The 17,010-nt window shown below is 40.4% G+C and carries 12 protein-coding genes; 4 read left to right on the top strand and 8 right to left on the bottom strand.

Annotated elements, in window-relative coordinates; genetic code table 11:
- Position 1: 1 nt before the first annotated feature.
- Genes ACQQ5U_RS14870 through ACQQ5U_RS14880 form a run of 3 tightly spaced genes read left to right on the top strand, consistent with a single transcriptional unit; the run spans position 2 to position 3,922 of the window.
- Positions 2 to 2,206: a type II secretion system protein GspD gene (locus ACQQ5U_RS14870; protein WP_437398699.1), complete on the top strand. Its 2,205-nt coding sequence runs from the start codon at positions 2 to 4 to the stop codon at positions 2,204 to 2,206.
- Positions 2,128 to 3,420, top strand: coding sequence for a hypothetical protein (locus ACQQ5U_RS14875; protein WP_437398701.1), 1,293 nt, complete (start codon positions 2,128 to 2,130; stop codon positions 3,418 to 3,420). The genes ACQQ5U_RS14870 and ACQQ5U_RS14875 overlap by 79 nt, the downstream gene beginning before the upstream one ends.
- Complete coding sequence (locus ACQQ5U_RS14880) at positions 3,407 to 3,922, top strand: hypothetical protein (protein WP_437398702.1); 516 nt, start codon at positions 3,407 to 3,409, stop codon at positions 3,920 to 3,922. Before ACQQ5U_RS14875 ends, ACQQ5U_RS14880 begins: the two co-directional genes overlap by 14 nt.
- Before the next feature lie 404 nt (positions 3,923 to 4,326).
- On the opposite strand, the gene ACQQ5U_RS14885 is transcribed toward ACQQ5U_RS14880, so the two are convergent.
- Positions 4,327 to 4,842, bottom strand: coding sequence for a DUF4348 domain-containing protein (locus tag ACQQ5U_RS14885; protein ID WP_437398704.1), 516 nt, complete (start codon positions 4,840 to 4,842; stop codon positions 4,327 to 4,329).
- An 81-nt stretch (positions 4,843 to 4,923) separates the two neighbouring features.
- On the opposite strand from ACQQ5U_RS14885, the gene ACQQ5U_RS14890 reads away from it, so the two are divergent.
- On the top strand, positions 4,924 to 5,064 hold the full coding sequence (locus ACQQ5U_RS14890) for a hypothetical protein (RefSeq protein WP_437398706.1): 141 nt from the start codon (positions 4,924 to 4,926) through the stop codon (positions 5,062 to 5,064).
- A gap of 299 nt (positions 5,065 to 5,363) precedes the next feature.
- On the opposite strand, the gene ACQQ5U_RS14895 is transcribed toward ACQQ5U_RS14890, so the two are convergent.
- The 7 genes from ACQQ5U_RS14895 to ACQQ5U_RS14925 form a co-directional block, all read right to left on the bottom strand.
- Positions 5,364 to 6,173 (bottom strand): CPBP family intramembrane glutamic endopeptidase, encoded by an 810-nt coding sequence (locus ACQQ5U_RS14895; RefSeq protein ID WP_437398708.1) that lies wholly within the window; start codon positions 6,171 to 6,173, stop codon positions 5,364 to 5,366.
- Between the two features lie 181 nt (positions 6,174 to 6,354).
- Complete coding sequence (locus ACQQ5U_RS14900) at positions 6,355 to 6,912, bottom strand: REP-associated tyrosine transposase (protein ID WP_437398801.1); 558 nt, start codon at positions 6,910 to 6,912, stop codon at positions 6,355 to 6,357.
- A 168-nt stretch (positions 6,913 to 7,080) separates the two neighbouring features.
- A complete protein-coding gene (locus tag ACQQ5U_RS14905; protein WP_437398710.1) occupies positions 7,081 to 7,920 on the bottom strand; it encodes a hypothetical protein in 840 nt (279 codons plus the stop codon).
- Position 7,921: 1 nt separating this feature from the next.
- Entirely contained in the window at positions 7,922 to 11,914 is a 3,993-nt protein-coding gene (locus ACQQ5U_RS14910; protein ID WP_437398711.1) for a DUF6443 domain-containing protein, read from the bottom strand.
- Positions 11,915 to 11,927: 13 nt separating this feature from the next.
- Positions 11,928 to 15,239 carry an RHS repeat domain-containing protein gene (locus tag ACQQ5U_RS14915; RefSeq protein WP_437398713.1) on the bottom strand — a complete coding sequence of 1,104 codons (3,312 nt, stop codon included), beginning with the start codon at positions 15,237 to 15,239 and terminating at the stop codon, positions 11,928 to 11,930.
- Between the two features lie 2 nt (positions 15,240 to 15,241).
- On the bottom strand, positions 15,242 to 16,150 hold the full coding sequence (locus tag ACQQ5U_RS14920) for a hypothetical protein (protein WP_437398714.1): 909 nt from the start codon (positions 16,148 to 16,150) through the stop codon (positions 15,242 to 15,244).
- Positions 16,150 to 17,010, bottom strand: a complete 861-nt coding sequence (locus ACQQ5U_RS14925; protein WP_437398716.1) for a hypothetical protein — start codon at positions 17,008 to 17,010, stop codon at positions 16,150 to 16,152. The genes ACQQ5U_RS14920 and ACQQ5U_RS14925 overlap by 1 nt, the downstream gene beginning before the upstream one ends.

The raw sequence follows: 17,010 nt of genomic DNA on the forward strand, positions 1-17,010 counted from the left end.
TATGAAAAACCTATTGTTGCCCTTTCTGTTGATTTCCTTTTTCGTTGTTTTCGGGCAAGAGGAAGGCCGTATCCAGAACATACAGAACCATCTCGAGGCCATTGCAGTGGATAATCCCGGGCTTTCGGAAAACCTCAAACTGGACATCAATGTCAATAGCGTACCCTTGTCGAACTTTTTATTGGCCGTATCCCAAGTCCATCAGGTGAACATCAACATCGATCCCAGTCTACAGGGCATTAACATTGTCAATAATTTTTCCAATGTCACCGTGTCGGACCTTTTGGTCTTTTTGTGCAAACAGTACGATCTGGATATCAGCTTTACAGGAAACATCCTGTCCATACACAAATTTCAGCCGCCACCAGAGATCATACCGGAAAAGGAGATCCAATTGGCATTTGATGCCCTGAACGATGTAATCAGTCTGGACCTCAAGAACGATCCATTGGGCAAAGTATTCCGCAAGATCATTGATGTAACTGGCCAAAACCTGCTCTATAATGAAGGAATGGAACAAATTCCGTTGACCCTATACCTGAAAAATGTTCCTGTGGAGGTTGCCCTGGAAAAACTGGCAGAGACCAATGGGTTGGCCTACTCCAAATCAAGGGATGGGTTCTACCTTTTCAGCCAAATCCAAAACAAGGATGGATCGAACCCAACAAGGGCCATGAGTATGGGGGGCAATGGTTTTGAGTACAAGGTATTGGATACCTTGAACAAGCAGTTGAACGTGGATTTTGTTAATGTGCCCATAGCCAACATCATCCATGAGATCGGTCTCGACCTGAATCTGAACATCTATGTGGCCACACCCTTGGAACAGGCAGGCAATGTTACGATCAAGGCAAAGGACATTTTCTTTGATGACCTTTTGATAAAAATGTTCGAAAACCGCACCCAACCGGCCAACACCAACAACATCGACCCAAATGTGCAGCCCAATCCTTCTCGGGATAGAAATGGGACCATCCAAAATTCGGCACCCAATCGGATCTCCATGGACTTTACCTTCAAAAAAGAGGGGGACCTGTATTTCTTTGGTACTATGGACCAACTGAGTGTACGCAATCTGGAAGTGGTGCAAATGATGCACCGCTCGGTCCAGTTATTGGGAGACCCCACACAGTCCAGTGGCTACCGAAGATCGGCAGGACGCACCAATCCCGGCGGGGTCAACTATTTTGGCAATGGTGGGTTACAGAACGGATCGAATGGCTTTCCCAATACTCAGGGAAACTTTGCACAGAACGTGGGCAATGCCCGTAATATCAACACCGGTATGGGCCAATTCAATGATTTCACCTCCACAGCAGAGGCCATTGTGAGCATATTGCCCGATGAGGTCGTTGCCGATCTTGACATCAAGATCGATTTTGAGCTCAACAGTTTTTTGGTCAGTGGGCCTGCGGCCAATATCAACCGGTTCAAAAAATTCATCCAGGAAATCGACAAACCGGTGCCCGTGGTCCTGATCGAGGTCATGATCATAGAGGTACGGAAATCGGCCACCGTGGAAACGGGTATCAGTTGGGGACTGGGCGAGGAACCTGTGGAAACATCGGGAGCGATCTTCCCCCAAACGGACATAACATTGGGAGCAAAGACCGTAAATAAAATCATTGGGGGGTTTGATGGGTTCGGTTCCTTCAACATTGGTAAAGTGGTCCCCGAATTTTTCGCCACGATCAAGGCGATGGAGGCCAACGGCAACATCAAGATCCGTTCCACACCCAAACTGTCGACCCTCAACGGACATCGGGCGAACCTGTCCATTGGGGAAACCACCTACTATGTGGTCACCAGCCAGAGTTTTTACGGATCACAGATCCCAAGCACCTCTGAGATACGGAACTATCTGCCCATAGATGCCGAATTGGCCGTGAGCATCAAACCCCTTGTTTCCGGTAACGGGCAGGTGACCTTGGACATCAATGTGATCCAATCCGATTTCAGCAGTGATCGTATCGAGGCGGATGCCCCTCCGGGCCTGACCTCCCGTGAATTCAGTTCGATCATTCGGATGCAGAATCAGGACCTGGCCATTTTAGGGGGATTGGAGGAAAAAGTAAAGAACGATTCCGGGAGCGGAGTTCCCTTTTTGGCCCGTATACCCGTGATCAAATGGCTATTCAGCCAGCGCAAAAGGGAGGACTCCAAACAGAAGTTGACCATCCTTATCAAACCAACGGTGATTTATTAGTGTTTGAGCGACTAAAAACATATCTGGCCAAGGGAACAACCTTTTATGGATTAGAAGTCTTTCAGTCCGATGGGGCGACCCAATATCATATTACGGAAGTCGCCCGAAAGAAAGGGGAACTGAACATAGTACGAAGCACCAATTTTGGGAATTTGGAAGCCATGGCCAAGGAGCTGAAGCCTCAGTTACCTGTTTACTTGGTATACAACACGGCCAGTGTGATTACCAAGACCATAGAAAAGTCATCCGCATTAAAACAGAGGGCTTTGGTGGAAAACTTGTTCCCCGGACTTAATTTTGAAGATTTTCTGTACCAAATCGCACCGGTAAGGAATTGCTTATTGGTCAGTATTTGCAAAAAAAAGGAGCTGGAAGACCTAATGGAAATGCTAAAAAGCCATAAAATCCAATTGGTAGGCGCCTCCCTCGGTCCTGGCCCACTCCATTCGATTATCGATTTTTTGCAGGGGGCATCCATTACCACCAATTCCGAAACCATTGCCTTGGAGGATGCCAACAACAACAGTATTACCATTGCAAGACAAGAAAAACCACAGCCGACCACTTATGACCTCAACGGTTTGGCCGTGGACCATACTGATGTGCTCGGTTTTGGGGGCATAGTGGATTTTCTGTCCGATGGCAATAGGGTGGACTCCAATTTTGGGCATACCGTTGAAGGATTGCGAAACAATTTTACCACAAACCGGACCTTTACTTTACTGCTTCGGTCTTTTATTGTGATCCTATTGGGCATTCTGTTGGTCAATTTTTTGGTGTTCAACCGATATTTTGAAGGTGTGGAACGGATACGGACCAATTTGGCCCTGGATAGCGAGAACAAAAAAAACCTGACCTTGATACGGGATCGGGTCCACGAAAAGGAGAAAAAGGTGGATGCACTGATTTCACAATCCAATTCCAGAAGCACCTATTATTTGGATCGACTGGCAGCTACTATCCCGCAGAGCATCCTACTCTCGGAAATACAGTACCAGCCCTTGGTGCGACCCGTGCAGGACAACAAACCCATTGCGCTGGAACGCAATACGATTCTGGTGATGGGCTCCAGTAAGAACAGTGCGGATTTCTCGGACTGGATTACCCAGATGGAGGCCATGGATTGGGTAGAAACCGTGGAGACCAAGGATTACGATTACAGCAATAACAACAGTTCCGAATTTAAGCTACAACTCTATCTTGCAGTACCTTAAAAATAAAAACAGCATCCTTGTGATCGGCTTTTTGCTCGTGCTCTATCTGAGCTATGTCCTGGCCATATCCAAGACCCTGGAGACCAAAAGGGAGTATGTGGCCCTGCAACGGGAAGAACAACAGTTCAACAACCTATCACAACAACTGTTTCTCTTGCGTAAAAAGGAACACTATCTGGATTCCACCCTCCAAAGTCTCAACTTGGGCAATACGTCCATGGAGAACAATTTGCTGCGCAGAGTAAACCAAGAAGCCGAAAAGCACCAACTTAAAGTAATTGATTTCAATCCACCACATGTGTACAACGACAACGGAACCGTTTACAAAACGTTCAATTTGGTGCTTCGGGGAACCTTTCTGGATATCCTAAAGGCCGTACAGGCCATTGAGCAGCAGGGCAGTTTTGGAGAGGTGACCCATATTGAATTTGTCAAACAAAGGAATTACCGCACATCACAAAACTACTTGGAGGCGACCGTTTTGATCCAAAAGTTGGAATGAATCATGATTCCTGAAACACAATGCTTGAACATAATCAACTGGACTTCACCTAACATTAAAATGCTAAAGCCCTTATATAACAATCTGTTATACTGCTACATTCCAAATTTTTAAGTCCAAATTGGTTATTTTCATTACTCCTATCAGAAAACATCACTAAATCAGCAGTAGCACGGGAATACCCAAACGAAACAAACGCTTCCAAATAACAACGCACAAAGGAATAAAGCTTGTAAAAACAAAACAGCAACCCAAAAAGATTTGCTGTTGAATTATAGGATTAATAAGAAAATTATTTTACTACATTACCATCAGCTACCACAAGACCAAAAAGGCCTACTCCAAGGCATAAAAAAACCGCCTTAATGGGTGGTTTTCTTTTTATTCGGTTCAAACTAAATCTGTTAAGTGGACTCATCCAATATCTCTACCATATACCAACAATCATCTATCAAATTGAACTTATAGGTAACATGTATGCCGTTATCAATTCCCAACCATTTATAAAGGCTATTATTTTCATTTACTTCAGTTTGTACTTCATATTTGTCAAATTCGTTATTAATAGCTTCCTTATCCTTGGTAAAATCAATATAATCAAATGATTCGTAATCAATATATTCCACTTCAGGTTCATCATCTATGACATCTGTGTAATAAATCGATTTCAATGGATATTTTATCCTATTCTTTTGAAAGATTTTATCTTTTGCAAACTTTTCAAAAAAAGTATCAAAAGTCTGATTACAATCTTTAGCCATTACTTGAGGTACCGTTTCCACTTGCTTTTCTGACTCATTGACCAGCACAGTCTTTACAGAATCAATTGAGTCCATGGTTTGCTCTTTATTTTTGGAAGCTTTCTGTTTACAAGAGACAGTACAACAGATTGCCAAGGAAATCAACACTATGTTTTTCATGATCATAAATATAATTAAAATCCACTGTCCGGTGGACGTGGGGGAATTATTACTGGTAGAGGTGCAGGTGTTACTGGGGGTATGATTACCGTACCTCCTGATGGTGGGGTGTCTGGTAATGGCGTAATAGGTTGTGGTGTAACAGGAACAGGAGAAATAGGGTCTCTTGTTGTTGAACTGCCATTGCTGCTGGAAGAACCAGAATCAGAACTACCGCTTTGAGTTTCCTGACCTGATGCTAAAAATGGAACGTCAAATATGCCCCGCTACCGCAAGATTGCATCTTGTGGCACCCAAAAATGCAACAATACTTTTAAAAACAAAACCAGCTCCTGAAAAGAGAGCTGGTCAGCATATTTTGCTCACTCCTACCGCCACTAGTCACAGACTAGCGGTAGCGGGGGGGGGATAACAATACTTAAAGGAATAAAGCCTGTAAAAACAAACCAGCAACCCAAAAAGAGTTGCTGTTGAATCATTGTATTGGTAAAACAACTATTTTACTACTTTACCACATTACCTTATTTCTTTTTCTTTTTGGAAATAGGCAATATAAATAGGTATAATGTTATTAATAGAATCAATAGGAACACTAAGAAGAGTAACCAATATATAAGTCCAAAATCTAGTGATTTTAAAATAGCGATGTAGTTTGGATAATTTATTTTAAGAATAAATGCAAACAAATTGAAAATTACATGTAAAAAAATTACTTGAAATATATTTCTTTTAAAAACAAAAATCCCACCCAATATAATACCTAAAAGAAGGCTACTTAAAACAATAGGTATGGAGCTTTGTATGTCCCAAGGATTAAAATGTATCAACGAAAATAACATTGAACTAAATAATACTCCTGAATAGAAAGACTTCTTTTTGTTTAGAAGACTTGATAAAACTATTCCTCTAAAAAAAAGTTCTTCCACTACCGGAATTAATAAAACTGTAGATATAAAATTCCCTAGCTGATAACGTATTTCAAGAGAAGATTCAAGCTCTCCAATTTCAGGCAAACTATTTTCACCCAAAATCTCGAATAAATTAAAAATAGGATCTTGAACTATTATTGTGCATACTGCTATTATTGTCAAAACAAGTAATTCATTCATTGAAATGCTTGCCAATCCTATAAATTCATTTCCTGTTTTAAAAAACCTCTTACAAACAAAAATTAGAATGGTAAGAATGATTATGTTAGAAATTGGAGCAGCTATCATTAAATATTCTGCACCTAATAAGTTATAGGTGCAGAAAACAATTAGAGAATCTATTAAATTATAGCTTAAAATATATACTATAGTTAGAACTAGTCCCTTGATATAAACACCCATTATTGTTTGTACCTATTAATACTAGACTTGAGTATGTTCCTTCTGGAATTAGGATTTCTTCGATTACCTATCTTATTCCCCCGCTACCGCAAGATTGCATCTTGTGGTACTAAAATAGACTATTCGAAAAAACCTTGTTCCCCCGCTACCGCAAGATTGCATCTTGTAGTACTAAAATAGACTATTCGAAAAAACCTAGTTCATCCAATTCCAAAACAGTATGGTCTCCATTTAAATTCCTAGCACTGCTGTACTTCCAATCTTCTGGACTAGTCACAAAACCACTTAATACAGGATTCTTATGAATATAATCTTGTTTTTGTTTGATTACGGAAGTACTCCAGAGCTCTATTGGTTTATTGTGGTGTTGCCAAAATTGATAATAGACAATGTTTTCCTTATCGGTCCCGGCTTGTTGAAACATGGGAAGCAACCACTCTTTTCTGCTTTCCTGTGGATTTTGATGTATTGCATTGACCAACACTTTTGAAGTATACTTTTTAAAATCGCGTAACAGTCCCGACGGATCACCCAATTTGGAACGAAATATAAAATGTACATGGCTTGGCATAAAGCAATAGGCAAAGAGTTCCATGCCCTTTTCCTTTCTGCAATGTTCCACACTTTTCGCTAGCACTTTAAAATATTCCTCCCTTACAAAGACATCCACCCAATGTACCGTGGCAAAAGAAACAAAATAGATGCCATTTGGATTATGGAACTTATAGTTACGGCTCATCCAAAAAAGATAACCATTGCCCCCTTTTCCTGAATCGCCAATTGACAAATGCCTGTTTTGGTCATACAAAAGCCACAACCGAACTAACGGCCATGGCTTTTGTTTTTATATTCATTGTTGTTGTCACTCACTCCTACCGCCACTAGTAGCAGACTAGCGGTAGGGGGGCTACCGATTACTATCAAATTGTTGTATAATTTCTAATTTATTTGAATCAACGAAACAAGAAGTCTTCAAGTCTCTTACCCTAGTACCGAAGACATCCAATATTTCCAAATTTGGAAAACCTTTTATTGGGCAATCAATATCATACAGGGAAGGACCTCCTAATATTAATGCCCTTAAAACTTCTGAAGTTCCCAGATTAGTAGGGAATTTATTTATCTCATTAGCCTTTAAATTGATTATTTCAACATTTGGAGCCTTTAACAGTGAAATATTCATCTTTTTATTAGTGGATAAATCTAGATAATGTAGATGTAATAAGATTTCAATATTTTCAATTTTTGTGTCAGTAATCCTTAAAGATTTTAAATGATTCAGTTGATTAATTTGTGTTGGAAACTCGCATATATTCCGATTGGCTATACTTAAATGTTTTATACTAGGATGCTTGTTAAGACAATTTGTTAATGAGTTAAAATTAATTTTACGATTTTGAGCAAGTGATAAAATTTTCAACTTTCCAAGAACATTTAAAAAATCAAAGTCCAATAATTTGACTCTATAAATATGGAGATTTACAAGGTTGGTAAAACTAGCTGCATTTTCCAATAAAAAATCAATTTCTTTTTTATTAGTGATGATTAGCTTGGTGACGTCCTCCTGTTGTATTTCATGATTTAATATATTACCGATGTAGTAACTTTTAGTATCTTGAAATTCTTCGATTTGATTCTTAATATAAGAATGGTAATCAAGATTTAATTGCTCTTGCCCATTAGCACCAGAGGTGATTAATAAACATATATGACATATTAATAATGGTATCAATTTATCCGGTTTCATTTTAGTTATATGTTTTTTTAAAATATGTACTGCTTTTCAATTTTACGAACCTCTTGTTGACGATTTTGGTTTTCCCTCTCTTAATCCTTTTACTATTTGCTTTTATCACATAAACTTGATCTTTTCGAGTATTTATGACAACATTAATAGCATAAGGTGATGATGCCGCTATATTATAATCATTTGGGCTAGGTTTATTCCCAGCCGAATAAGTAGTTTCCTCCGTATCATTTTTGCTTGGGTCTACATTGTGTGTATGTGCCACAACTTTAACAATACCTTTTTTATCACTCGGCAAATTGGATAATGGATCAACATGTGCATTTTCTCCAGGGACATATTCTGGCCCCTCTACATTATGATTGTACGTTGTTCCATCCTTTTGCTCAATATTTGTTGAAGAAAATTCTTTAGTATCATCACTTTTCGCTTTTGCTACCATTGTTGCATGTTCTTTTTTAACACTATTTGATGGTAGCTCAAAGGATTCCTCAATTTCATTTCTCTCTATAGTTTTTCCTTGATCAGTAGCTTTTTGAACTTGTCTTTTAGAAGATCCGTCAACAACATATACCTTGCCATCGGATGCTCCTTTCGAATCTTCGCCAACTTTGTTTCCATCTGTATCCACATATATACCATCATTCTCAAACGGCGCCATCCCATCCGGATCAATAAAGAACACCGGATTATCAAACGCATAATTATACGGACTATGCCTTCTCATCTGCTCCGCCAACGGATCAATATTCATCCATCTACCCAAAGCAGGATCATAGTTCCTAGCAGTTACATCATACCAATTCAAATCAAACTCTTCTTGGTACTCCTTACCACCAAACTTCCACTTCTGCGCCACACTGTTGCCGAAGGAAGACACCACCTCGTTGTACCCTTTGTGCTTAAGGCCGAAAGGGTAGTAGTTGTTTTCCTCTACGATTTCCAAGGTACCACTGTTATCCACATAGCTCAACCGAATGTTACCCAAATGGTCCTTGTACTGGTACACATAGTCATAACCTCCATTGCCATTGGGGTAAGCATATCCCTCTGGGTGGGTGAAGAACTCCAAATTACCATCTTGGTAAATATAGTTGCCCGCATATTGTGTCACAGAACCTCCCACGGTCTTTTGCAACTTGGTGCCCGCGGCATCATAAATATACGAAATAGTCCCTTGGGCCGTGGTAATAGCCGTAGGCATGTTGAGATGGTTATAGGTAATGCCCGTGATCCCCTTGTTGGCATCGGAGGTCATGTTGCCGTTGGCATCATAGGTATATTCCGTGGTTTGGTCCACGCCATCCTTAAAACCATAAGTGTCATTGCCGTTATCCAGTACCTTTAACAATTTATTGCCACTGTCGTAGGTGTATATCAGGTTATCCATGGTGCCAAAGGTTGTGGCCCCACTGTTGGTATGCCCCTTTCTGCTCAGGGTCATAATGTTCCCGTTCTTATCGTAGGACACACTGTTCAGGTGGTAGTTGGCACTACTGGCCGTTGCGGAGGTGATCCGGTTCAAGGGGTCGTACCCATATTTGTACCAACGCAGAGTGTTGTCATTGGCCGTCTTCCATTCAGTCTCAGCTATATTACCATTGAACAAGGTTGCCCCACCGTGGTCTTGCGTATTGTAATTGATGCCAAAGGCAAAAAGATCACTGCCCAGACTAGATGGATTGTTGATCTGTTTTAACCATCCTCTTACGTTATAGGTGTAATCCACATTTTGGAGTCCCTCGCCAACGTCCTTGGAAGCCAGTTGCCCAATATTATCGTAGGTATTCTCCATTAAGGTAGTATAACTACCCTCATCAATAGACTGCTGTTGCGATACCAACCTTCCTTCATGATCATAGGTGAAAAAATCCACGGTCACAATATCAGAATCTCCCGTTCTTTGATGTGTGGTTTTAACCTGGAGTATTTTTCCTCCAAAATCAAGTTCGGTTTCCACCACATCCGTAGTGTTCAGGTAATTGTTCTTGGTAGCCAAATAAATGGTCCTTCCCTTGGCATCGTATCCTGTAACGGTGGTTATCCAATCGTTGGTGCCCAATACCCTTACTTTGTTTACCGTTGGCAAACCCTGGGTAGCACTTGAGGTTGGTTGTCCCAACACCATAGTTGGCACCGCTAACCCATCCGTGTCCACATAGCTATCATAATAATTGATCGTATATACTTGATCAAAACTTGTAGGGTATGCATTCTTTGTGTAATAAACTGTGGTTCCGGCATAGCTGTTAGCTGATGTAGTTCTGGATACATATTGGTTCGCCGTACTATTCGCGGATGTTTGCAAAGTACTTCTCGTACTTGTATTCCCCGTATCAATACCGGTATAGGCCACCCGCCCAAAGGCATCATATTGGGTAAACAACCATTCATTGGCCACATCCTGTATGGCATCCTGTACCATGATTGGCTGATCCAATTTATTGTATACAATATACTCCCAGCCCTTGCCAGGAATCTTCTTTTCCACCAATCGGTTGCGATGATCATACACATACTGATACCATAGATTTTCCTTATTGGTAGCGGAAAGATCCATCTCCTCTACTACGGTATCTCCAAAAATACTGCTGTTCAATGCGGCGGTCAATGTTTGGCTAAAACTCGTAAATGCCGGAGCAGTGGGGATATTGTCCAAAAATTTGAGTTCATCATTTTCCACATAGATGGTGTATCTATTGGTAGATCCAGCCACATCCAAATATCCCACCGTCATGTTGGGCACAGGACTAATGGCGTTGATCGGATACGTTTTTGAAACGTCTATAATCCCCTCTTGAAAACTAGCACTAAAAATAACCTTTAAAGTGGAGTTCTCTATCTTAATTGTTAAGCTCCCCCCACCTTGAACTGGATTTCCTTGTTCGCTGAATACAAAATCAGAAAAATAAATGGATTGCGAATACAGATATGGGGTGGTGGTCGTAGTGGTTGTTGAGGCTTTTGGTGGGATTACGTAGGTCAAGTTCCCAAAATCATCATAAATATAATAGGTATCATGTTTCACCTCTGCTTCCCCTGCATCCAAGGTATCCCCGTCGCCGGTCAGGTCGAAAGGGGCATAGGTCCGTTTTAAGACTACTCGTCCCTGCTTGTCCACAAACTCTTCAGTGGTGTGCAGTTTGGAAGCACTACCATCATGGTTTTCATCCTTGGTGATATTTTTGTACAGTATCCCTTGGCCATAGAACCCGTTTTCAATCAGTGTGGGGGTATAGGTATTGCTGGACAATGTCACATCCACCTTAAAGTTCATAACCTCATCGGCACTATTGGTTGCATAACCAAATCCAATTTCATGATCTTCACCAACTTTCCACGACTCTCCCGGTGCCCCTTGTAATAATATACGGTTCAGGGGAGATGGTTCAAATTCTTTTTGGGAATAGGCGTTTACATTAGTTCCTGTAAGATTTGGAAAGTCTGTTGGATATTTGTTCTTATAGAAACTCTGTGCATTGGCCGAAACATCTCCTCGATAGGCCCCCAAGCTTCCCGTGGTTTCCTCGTAGGGCAACCATTCCTTATCTTGCCTACCATATCCATCATACCCCACATGGGTGACCATATCCTCGTAATTGACACTGGACTTGACCGCAATCTGTTGCATAGGTCTCCCTAACCCATCGTAATAAACAATATTCTCAATTACATCATCCTCATCGGCAGTACCACTTGAAAAACTGGACATGGCGTCTTGAAAAGAACGGGTAAACACATAATTTTCATTGCTCAGGGTAATCGGAGCGTATGCAGGAAACTCAGGTCTTGCTTCCAAACCATTAATGATCTGAGCGCTGAAACTACTTCCTGCCTGTATGAGTGTTGTAGGCTTTATGGTTATGGAATTGGTCGCCTCCACCGAAAAGGTGCCCGTTATGGTCTGGTTTTCAATTACAACATTCGTGGCTTGGGCATTGCCGTCAAAATAAACCACCACTACTATCATTAAAGTGTATAGATACTTTTTCATGTTTCTTCTTTTATCAGTTTTTATAGTGGTATTTATTTTCTGTCAATAAATTGTTATCGGCATCCCTTACATATTCAAGCCTATTAAAGGCATCGTATTCATAATATGTGGTATCACCCCGGGGATCCGTAACACTTGTAACCCCAATTAAAGGGTCGTGGGTATAGGTAGTTATCATGGCTGATGGCAAGTAATCCCTCAAATTATTCAGAGCGGATCTTAATGCATCTTCATCGGGAATGGAATCATCCGCATCTGACAGTGCCTGTAGAGTAGCAATACTCGAACTATTGGATCCCAAGGCGGTCTGTACAGATGAATAACTGGCATTTTCTATCTTGGCGATAGGAAATCGTTGGTCATATCCCCAAATAATTGTGGTATAAGCACCATCATTGGCCCTGAACTCTATTAGATTTCCCTTGTCATCATATTCAGTGTACTCCAGATGGGAACAATCAGCAATAGTCAAATTGGTGGTATTGGGATTATCCTTACAGGATATTACCTCATTAAGCTGTATGTAATTACCCCCTGGATTTGGGTAGCTATATAAATATTGTTTATAACCAATCTCATCTGTACCTCTATAATCTGTAACAATACTTGGTAGGAACATATTTCCATAAGGTGCGGAAAAAGTAGTGGAATTAAAATAACTCGTCTGGACCTCCACCCGTTCGGTATATCCCTCTTTAGAATTATAGGAATATTCCCTTACTTTTCGATAGGCATCGTCATAAAAATAGTTCTCCGAAATCTCTACCGTACCTTCAGCAAAATAGTTGGTCACTTTTCTACTTTTTGTCAACGTCTTTGTCTGCTTTAAGGGATAATAGAAAAACAAATAGCGATCAAATTCACGATAGATAGGACTTGTTCCACTACCTAATTCCGCATTGGCCCATTTACCAATACTGACCACTTTTACATTAAAGTTATATGAGCTTTGCGATCCTAAGGTATAGTTGATTTCAGGAACAATGGAGTTATACTCAAATTCCGTTTTTTGTATCGTATCATTACTACTATCCAATACAACTTTCGTAGTCAACAATCCATTGTCCTCATCGGTATTGCGTATGGCCTGACCAAACAGATCATTATAACTAGATGGCACTGTACCCCCAAGCCCAAATTTAGTCCTTGCATTTGCATCTGGAACATTAGTGAAAAAGTTGATTGTTTTTCCATTGTTTGAGCTATTGATTGGGTCAATGGTTTCAATGGTGACCTGGTCATATCCTACTCCTTCGCCATTTCCCAAAAGATTGGATTGATATATGTTCGAAAAATTTGCCGTAACGCAGGATCCAGATGACACTGTTTTATAGGCATATTTTCCGCCCCCATCAACCCCAACACTAAACTTTATATCTCTAAAAGGTTCCTGATAATAGGGAATATAAGGAGCAATATGTTTCCCTCCTGTGTATGTATATCTTGTTCGTTTTGCAATTTCGTTGTCCACTTTATCAATAAGTTCTTTCACCCGCAGTCCATAGCCTTTGCTAGTACTCTGTGCGTAATCTGTCAAATAGATAGTTCCATTAAAATTTAATTTATTGTCGTGATTGGGAAAAAAGAAATTGTCAAACTCATTTAACTCATAAACAATTTCTGTACTACCTCCTGTGGGGTAAATGATCTTTTCCAAGATTCCTGCTTTGGAATGGTCTGGATGGGCCGATCTGTTAGCCTTTCCACTAATTTGACCAACTAGGCCATTTACCCAAGAAGGTATCGCGCTAGAATTTTCAAAAAGCCTAAAAGGATCATTTAAGTCACTCGTATTGGACATTCCATTGTAAAAACCCCAATAGTCAAAATCATTGGAATTTTTATCCGGGAGTGTATTTCCATGATATAAGAATTGATAGCTTTTGTCCGCTATTTGTATTCCATCCAGTTTCAACCTTTTTTGTATTGCTTCGGTGTGATTTGGATTAAAATAGGAATATTGAAAATCTATTTCCCGGACCAAACTCGTGCCTTCATAAAGATTTATTCCGGATATTTTAGTTCCTCCTGGAATATCATCCCTAGTTGTATGTTCAAAAACAAGTTTTGAATTGGAAAATTCAATTTCAGTTAGTTTAGATCTTTCAGTAGTTAGCTGAGAGCTATGTCTAGAAAATATAGCCATGGGTCCCTCTTGACTATATCCCCCAGAAGAGTCACTAATTGGTCCATCGGCAGTACTTGTGAATCCTCCCTGTCGCGAGGATATATTAATGTTTAAGTCTATAAATTCCGCCTTACCACTGGTAGATGATCTAGATTCAATATTGGAGAGCGTTCCATAATGAAAAATAACTTCATGCCCTTTTGTGTCTATAATCTTGGTGATTTTCCACGACCTACTATAACGCCAATAGGGGTTGTTGTTATACTTTGGCAATATTGTAGCGGTTACTGTACCAGTCTCATATTCATTATCCCTATCAATAACCGATGATGTCCCAACATTTAAAGGTATTTGTGAACTTGATATCAATTCTTCCTCAAAAACGTAGGTGATTCCATCAGGAGCTATGATTTCCCATTTATGACTCAACTCGTCGGTGGTTTCCACAACCGAATGATTGATCTTGTATCGATCATCATCTATTATTCTATATACCTCACCAGCCTTGTAAAATGAAATGCTATGTCCAAAAAAATTGGCCTTAAAAATGTCCCTCTCCGTATCATCACCTACGGTTGGATTAGTAATGGTCAAATCCTCTTTATAGAAATGCTCCAGATTACCATTGTAGGGAAACATGACATCGATATTACCTCCGAAACCACCTTCAGAGCCAGCTTGAACCATTGAATACGTATCATTAGTAGGTATCGTAGGGCTAAGTAAAATCCTATCTGTATCATAGGGGTCTTCTGCCTTGTACTGATCGTAATAGACCCATGAGTTATACCAGTCTGGCTGGGGATTAAACACATATTGCGCATATGGGGTATCATAATAATCTGGAAATTTAAAATCATGGTTTAGTCGTAGATCATCCTTTCCCTGAATGGTTTGGGTAATCAACCCAGACCCAAAATACCAACCCAGACCCACTTCAGAAGCTTCTTCGTTCACCCTAATCCCATTGGAGTTATAGGATATGCTCAATGGTATTTGGATATCCCCATAATTAATGGTATGAAGTGGGATATTGAAATTGATCCGGCCGTTATAAATGGATATTGCGACATTCCCATATCTTTCAAATTGGGTTACCTCCGGAGTTTTAGGAGCCTGATAGGTTATTGTAAACTGCGCCCAAATATTAAGACAGGTCAAAAGACCAATGGCTGCCAGAATATGCTTCTTTTTCATCTTTAATTTTTAATTATGGTTAGTTCGCTTTCTTGTTTCTTAATTCGTTTTTCTTGTTCTTCAACTTGATTTTTCAACTGGATGACATACAATGTCAACTCTTCTATCTTCTCCAAAAGCAGTTTGTTCATCTCCCCCAATTTTATCCCATTTTCCTCTACTTCCTTGGCCGAGGGGATATTGATGAGATGGCCTTTTTCCTTGATATGTTTTTCCACTTCCTCCAAAGTGGGGAGGTCATATCCTTCCTCAAAAACATAATCGGCCCAGCCGGTTTCCACTTTGATTTCTTCCGCTCTGATCTTGCCCAGCACCGCCAGTTTGTAAATTCCGGGGGTTGTGGTACCTATACCCACATGGCCATCCTTATTGATGACCATATCGGAAACATGGTTATTGACCCTGAAGTACATCATATCAGTGGGATGATTGTATTGGATTCCTCCTACAAAACCATCGTCGGTGTCCGCAAAACCGTAGTATCCGTTTTTTGTATTATAAGTCATCAATGTAATCATGGCATCGTCATCATCTTCTATGGCCAGGTCAGCGTAGCCGTGGGGATTTTGACCGGAAGCTCCATTGAATATGTGGAGTTTTGACAAGGGATTGGTATTCCCAATCCCAACGTTTCCTCCAGAACTTGGAAAAAAAATGACATTTCCCGAACCCGGCCTAAAGGTGATATCACGTCCACCATACGTTAGGATTGTGAAGTCATCGCCATCACCGTACAACGAACTGTTATCGTTCCACATGAACCCTGCATAAAAGTTCGTGGCATCACCGAAGCGCAGGTATTTAAAGTTGGCATCGATAAAATTGGGGTTTAAATAGTTCGTGTTTACGGTTTGTGCAATGGCAGTTCCCACAACAAGTGCCATCCATACAGCACATAGTTTTGTTCTCATTATTTGTTTCGGTTTATAATTATATCTTGTTCTAATTTTTCCAATCTTTTGCCCAGTTTTTCCACTTTGCCCCTTTCGAGTTCAAGGGAGTTTGCCAGTTCCTTGTTTTCCCGGTTCAACTGCAAGGTGTAAAGGGTCAATTCCTCGATCTTCTCCAATAGCTTCATGTTCATTACGCCCAATTCCACACCGTTCTTTTCCATATCCTCGGCGGAAGGGATGTTTGGCAAGTGACCAAATTCTTTGACATAGTTTTGGACTTCTTCCAGGGATTTGAGGTCATATCCTTCCTTGAACACATAATCTGGGCCGGGAACGGAAAGATCCACCTTTACTTCTTTAGAATGGATAGTGCCATTTACGGTAAGTTTTGCATCTGGTGAAGTGGTGCCGATGCCTACATTACCAGACTGAAGTATGGTTAATTTAGAAGATGATGTACCATTCCTGATATTGAAAGACTCGTCGATGTTAATACCTGCATGAATCTGCCATGCCAAAATGCCATTACGCGTGAAATCAATGAACTGTCCATATTGGGAATCGTCCCTATTTAGTGTAATTCCTCTTCCATTAACATGAAATTGTGTCAAAGGACTATCCGTACCTATGCCAATCTTACCGTCATCCAATATGGAAAAGTATCTATGATAGGTCCCATTGTTCCAAAAAATGGAGAATTTGTTATTAGCCTCATAGGACCGGGGACCACTCAGATGCCAAAACCCATTTGTGTTTTTCAAATTAAGGTACGCCGCTGTAGAATCTGTCTTTTCTGCGATAAAGTAGGCAGGGTTCTGGGAATAAATTCCCAAGGGAAAAACCAATAAGGTCAAAAAAGTCCACAGTGTTCTATTCAT

Origin of the sequence: Flagellimonas lutimaris (assembly GCF_051494225.1) — a bacterium.
Taxonomy (GTDB): Bacteria; Bacteroidota; Bacteroidia; order Flavobacteriales; family Flavobacteriaceae; genus Flagellimonas; species Flagellimonas lutimaris_A.

Bases quoted from the DNA above. Each gene is read 5' to 3' on its own strand.
- ACQQ5U_RS14870 (WP_437398699.1), top strand. From the start codon at position 2: ATGAAAAACCTATTGTTGCCCTTTCTGTTGATTTCCTTTTTCGTTGTT.
- ACQQ5U_RS14875 (WP_437398701.1), top strand. From the start codon at position 2,128: ATGGCTATTCAGCCAGCGCAAAAGGGAGGACTCCAAACAGAAGTTGAC.
- ACQQ5U_RS14885 (WP_437398704.1), bottom strand. From the start codon at position 4,842: ATGAAAAACATAGTGTTGATTTCCTTGGCAATCTGTTGTACTGTCTCT.
- ACQQ5U_RS14890 (WP_437398706.1), top strand. From the start codon at position 4,924: ATGATTACCGTACCTCCTGATGGTGGGGTGTCTGGTAATGGCGTAATA.
- ACQQ5U_RS14895 (WP_437398708.1), bottom strand. From the start codon at position 6,173: ATGGGTGTTTATATCAAGGGACTAGTTCTAACTATAGTATATATTTTA.
- ACQQ5U_RS14900 (WP_437398801.1), bottom strand. From the start codon at position 6,912: ATGAGCCGTAACTATAAGTTCCATAATCCAAATGGCATCTATTTTGTT.
- ACQQ5U_RS14905 (WP_437398710.1), bottom strand. From the start codon at position 7,920: ATGAAACCGGATAAATTGATACCATTATTAATATGTCATATATGTTTA.
- ACQQ5U_RS14910 (WP_437398711.1), bottom strand. From the start codon at position 11,914: ATGAAAAAGTATCTATACACTTTAATGATAGTAGTGGTGGTTTATTTT.
- ACQQ5U_RS14915 (WP_437398713.1), bottom strand. From the start codon at position 15,239: ATGAAAAAGAAGCATATTCTGGCAGCCATTGGTCTTTTGACCTGTCTT.
- ACQQ5U_RS14920 (WP_437398714.1), bottom strand. From the start codon at position 16,150: ATGAGAACAAAACTATGTGCTGTATGGATGGCACTTGTTGTGGGAACT.
- ACQQ5U_RS14925 (WP_437398716.1), bottom strand. From the start codon at position 17,010: ATGAATAGAACACTGTGGACTTTTTTGACCTTATTGGTTTTTCCCTTG.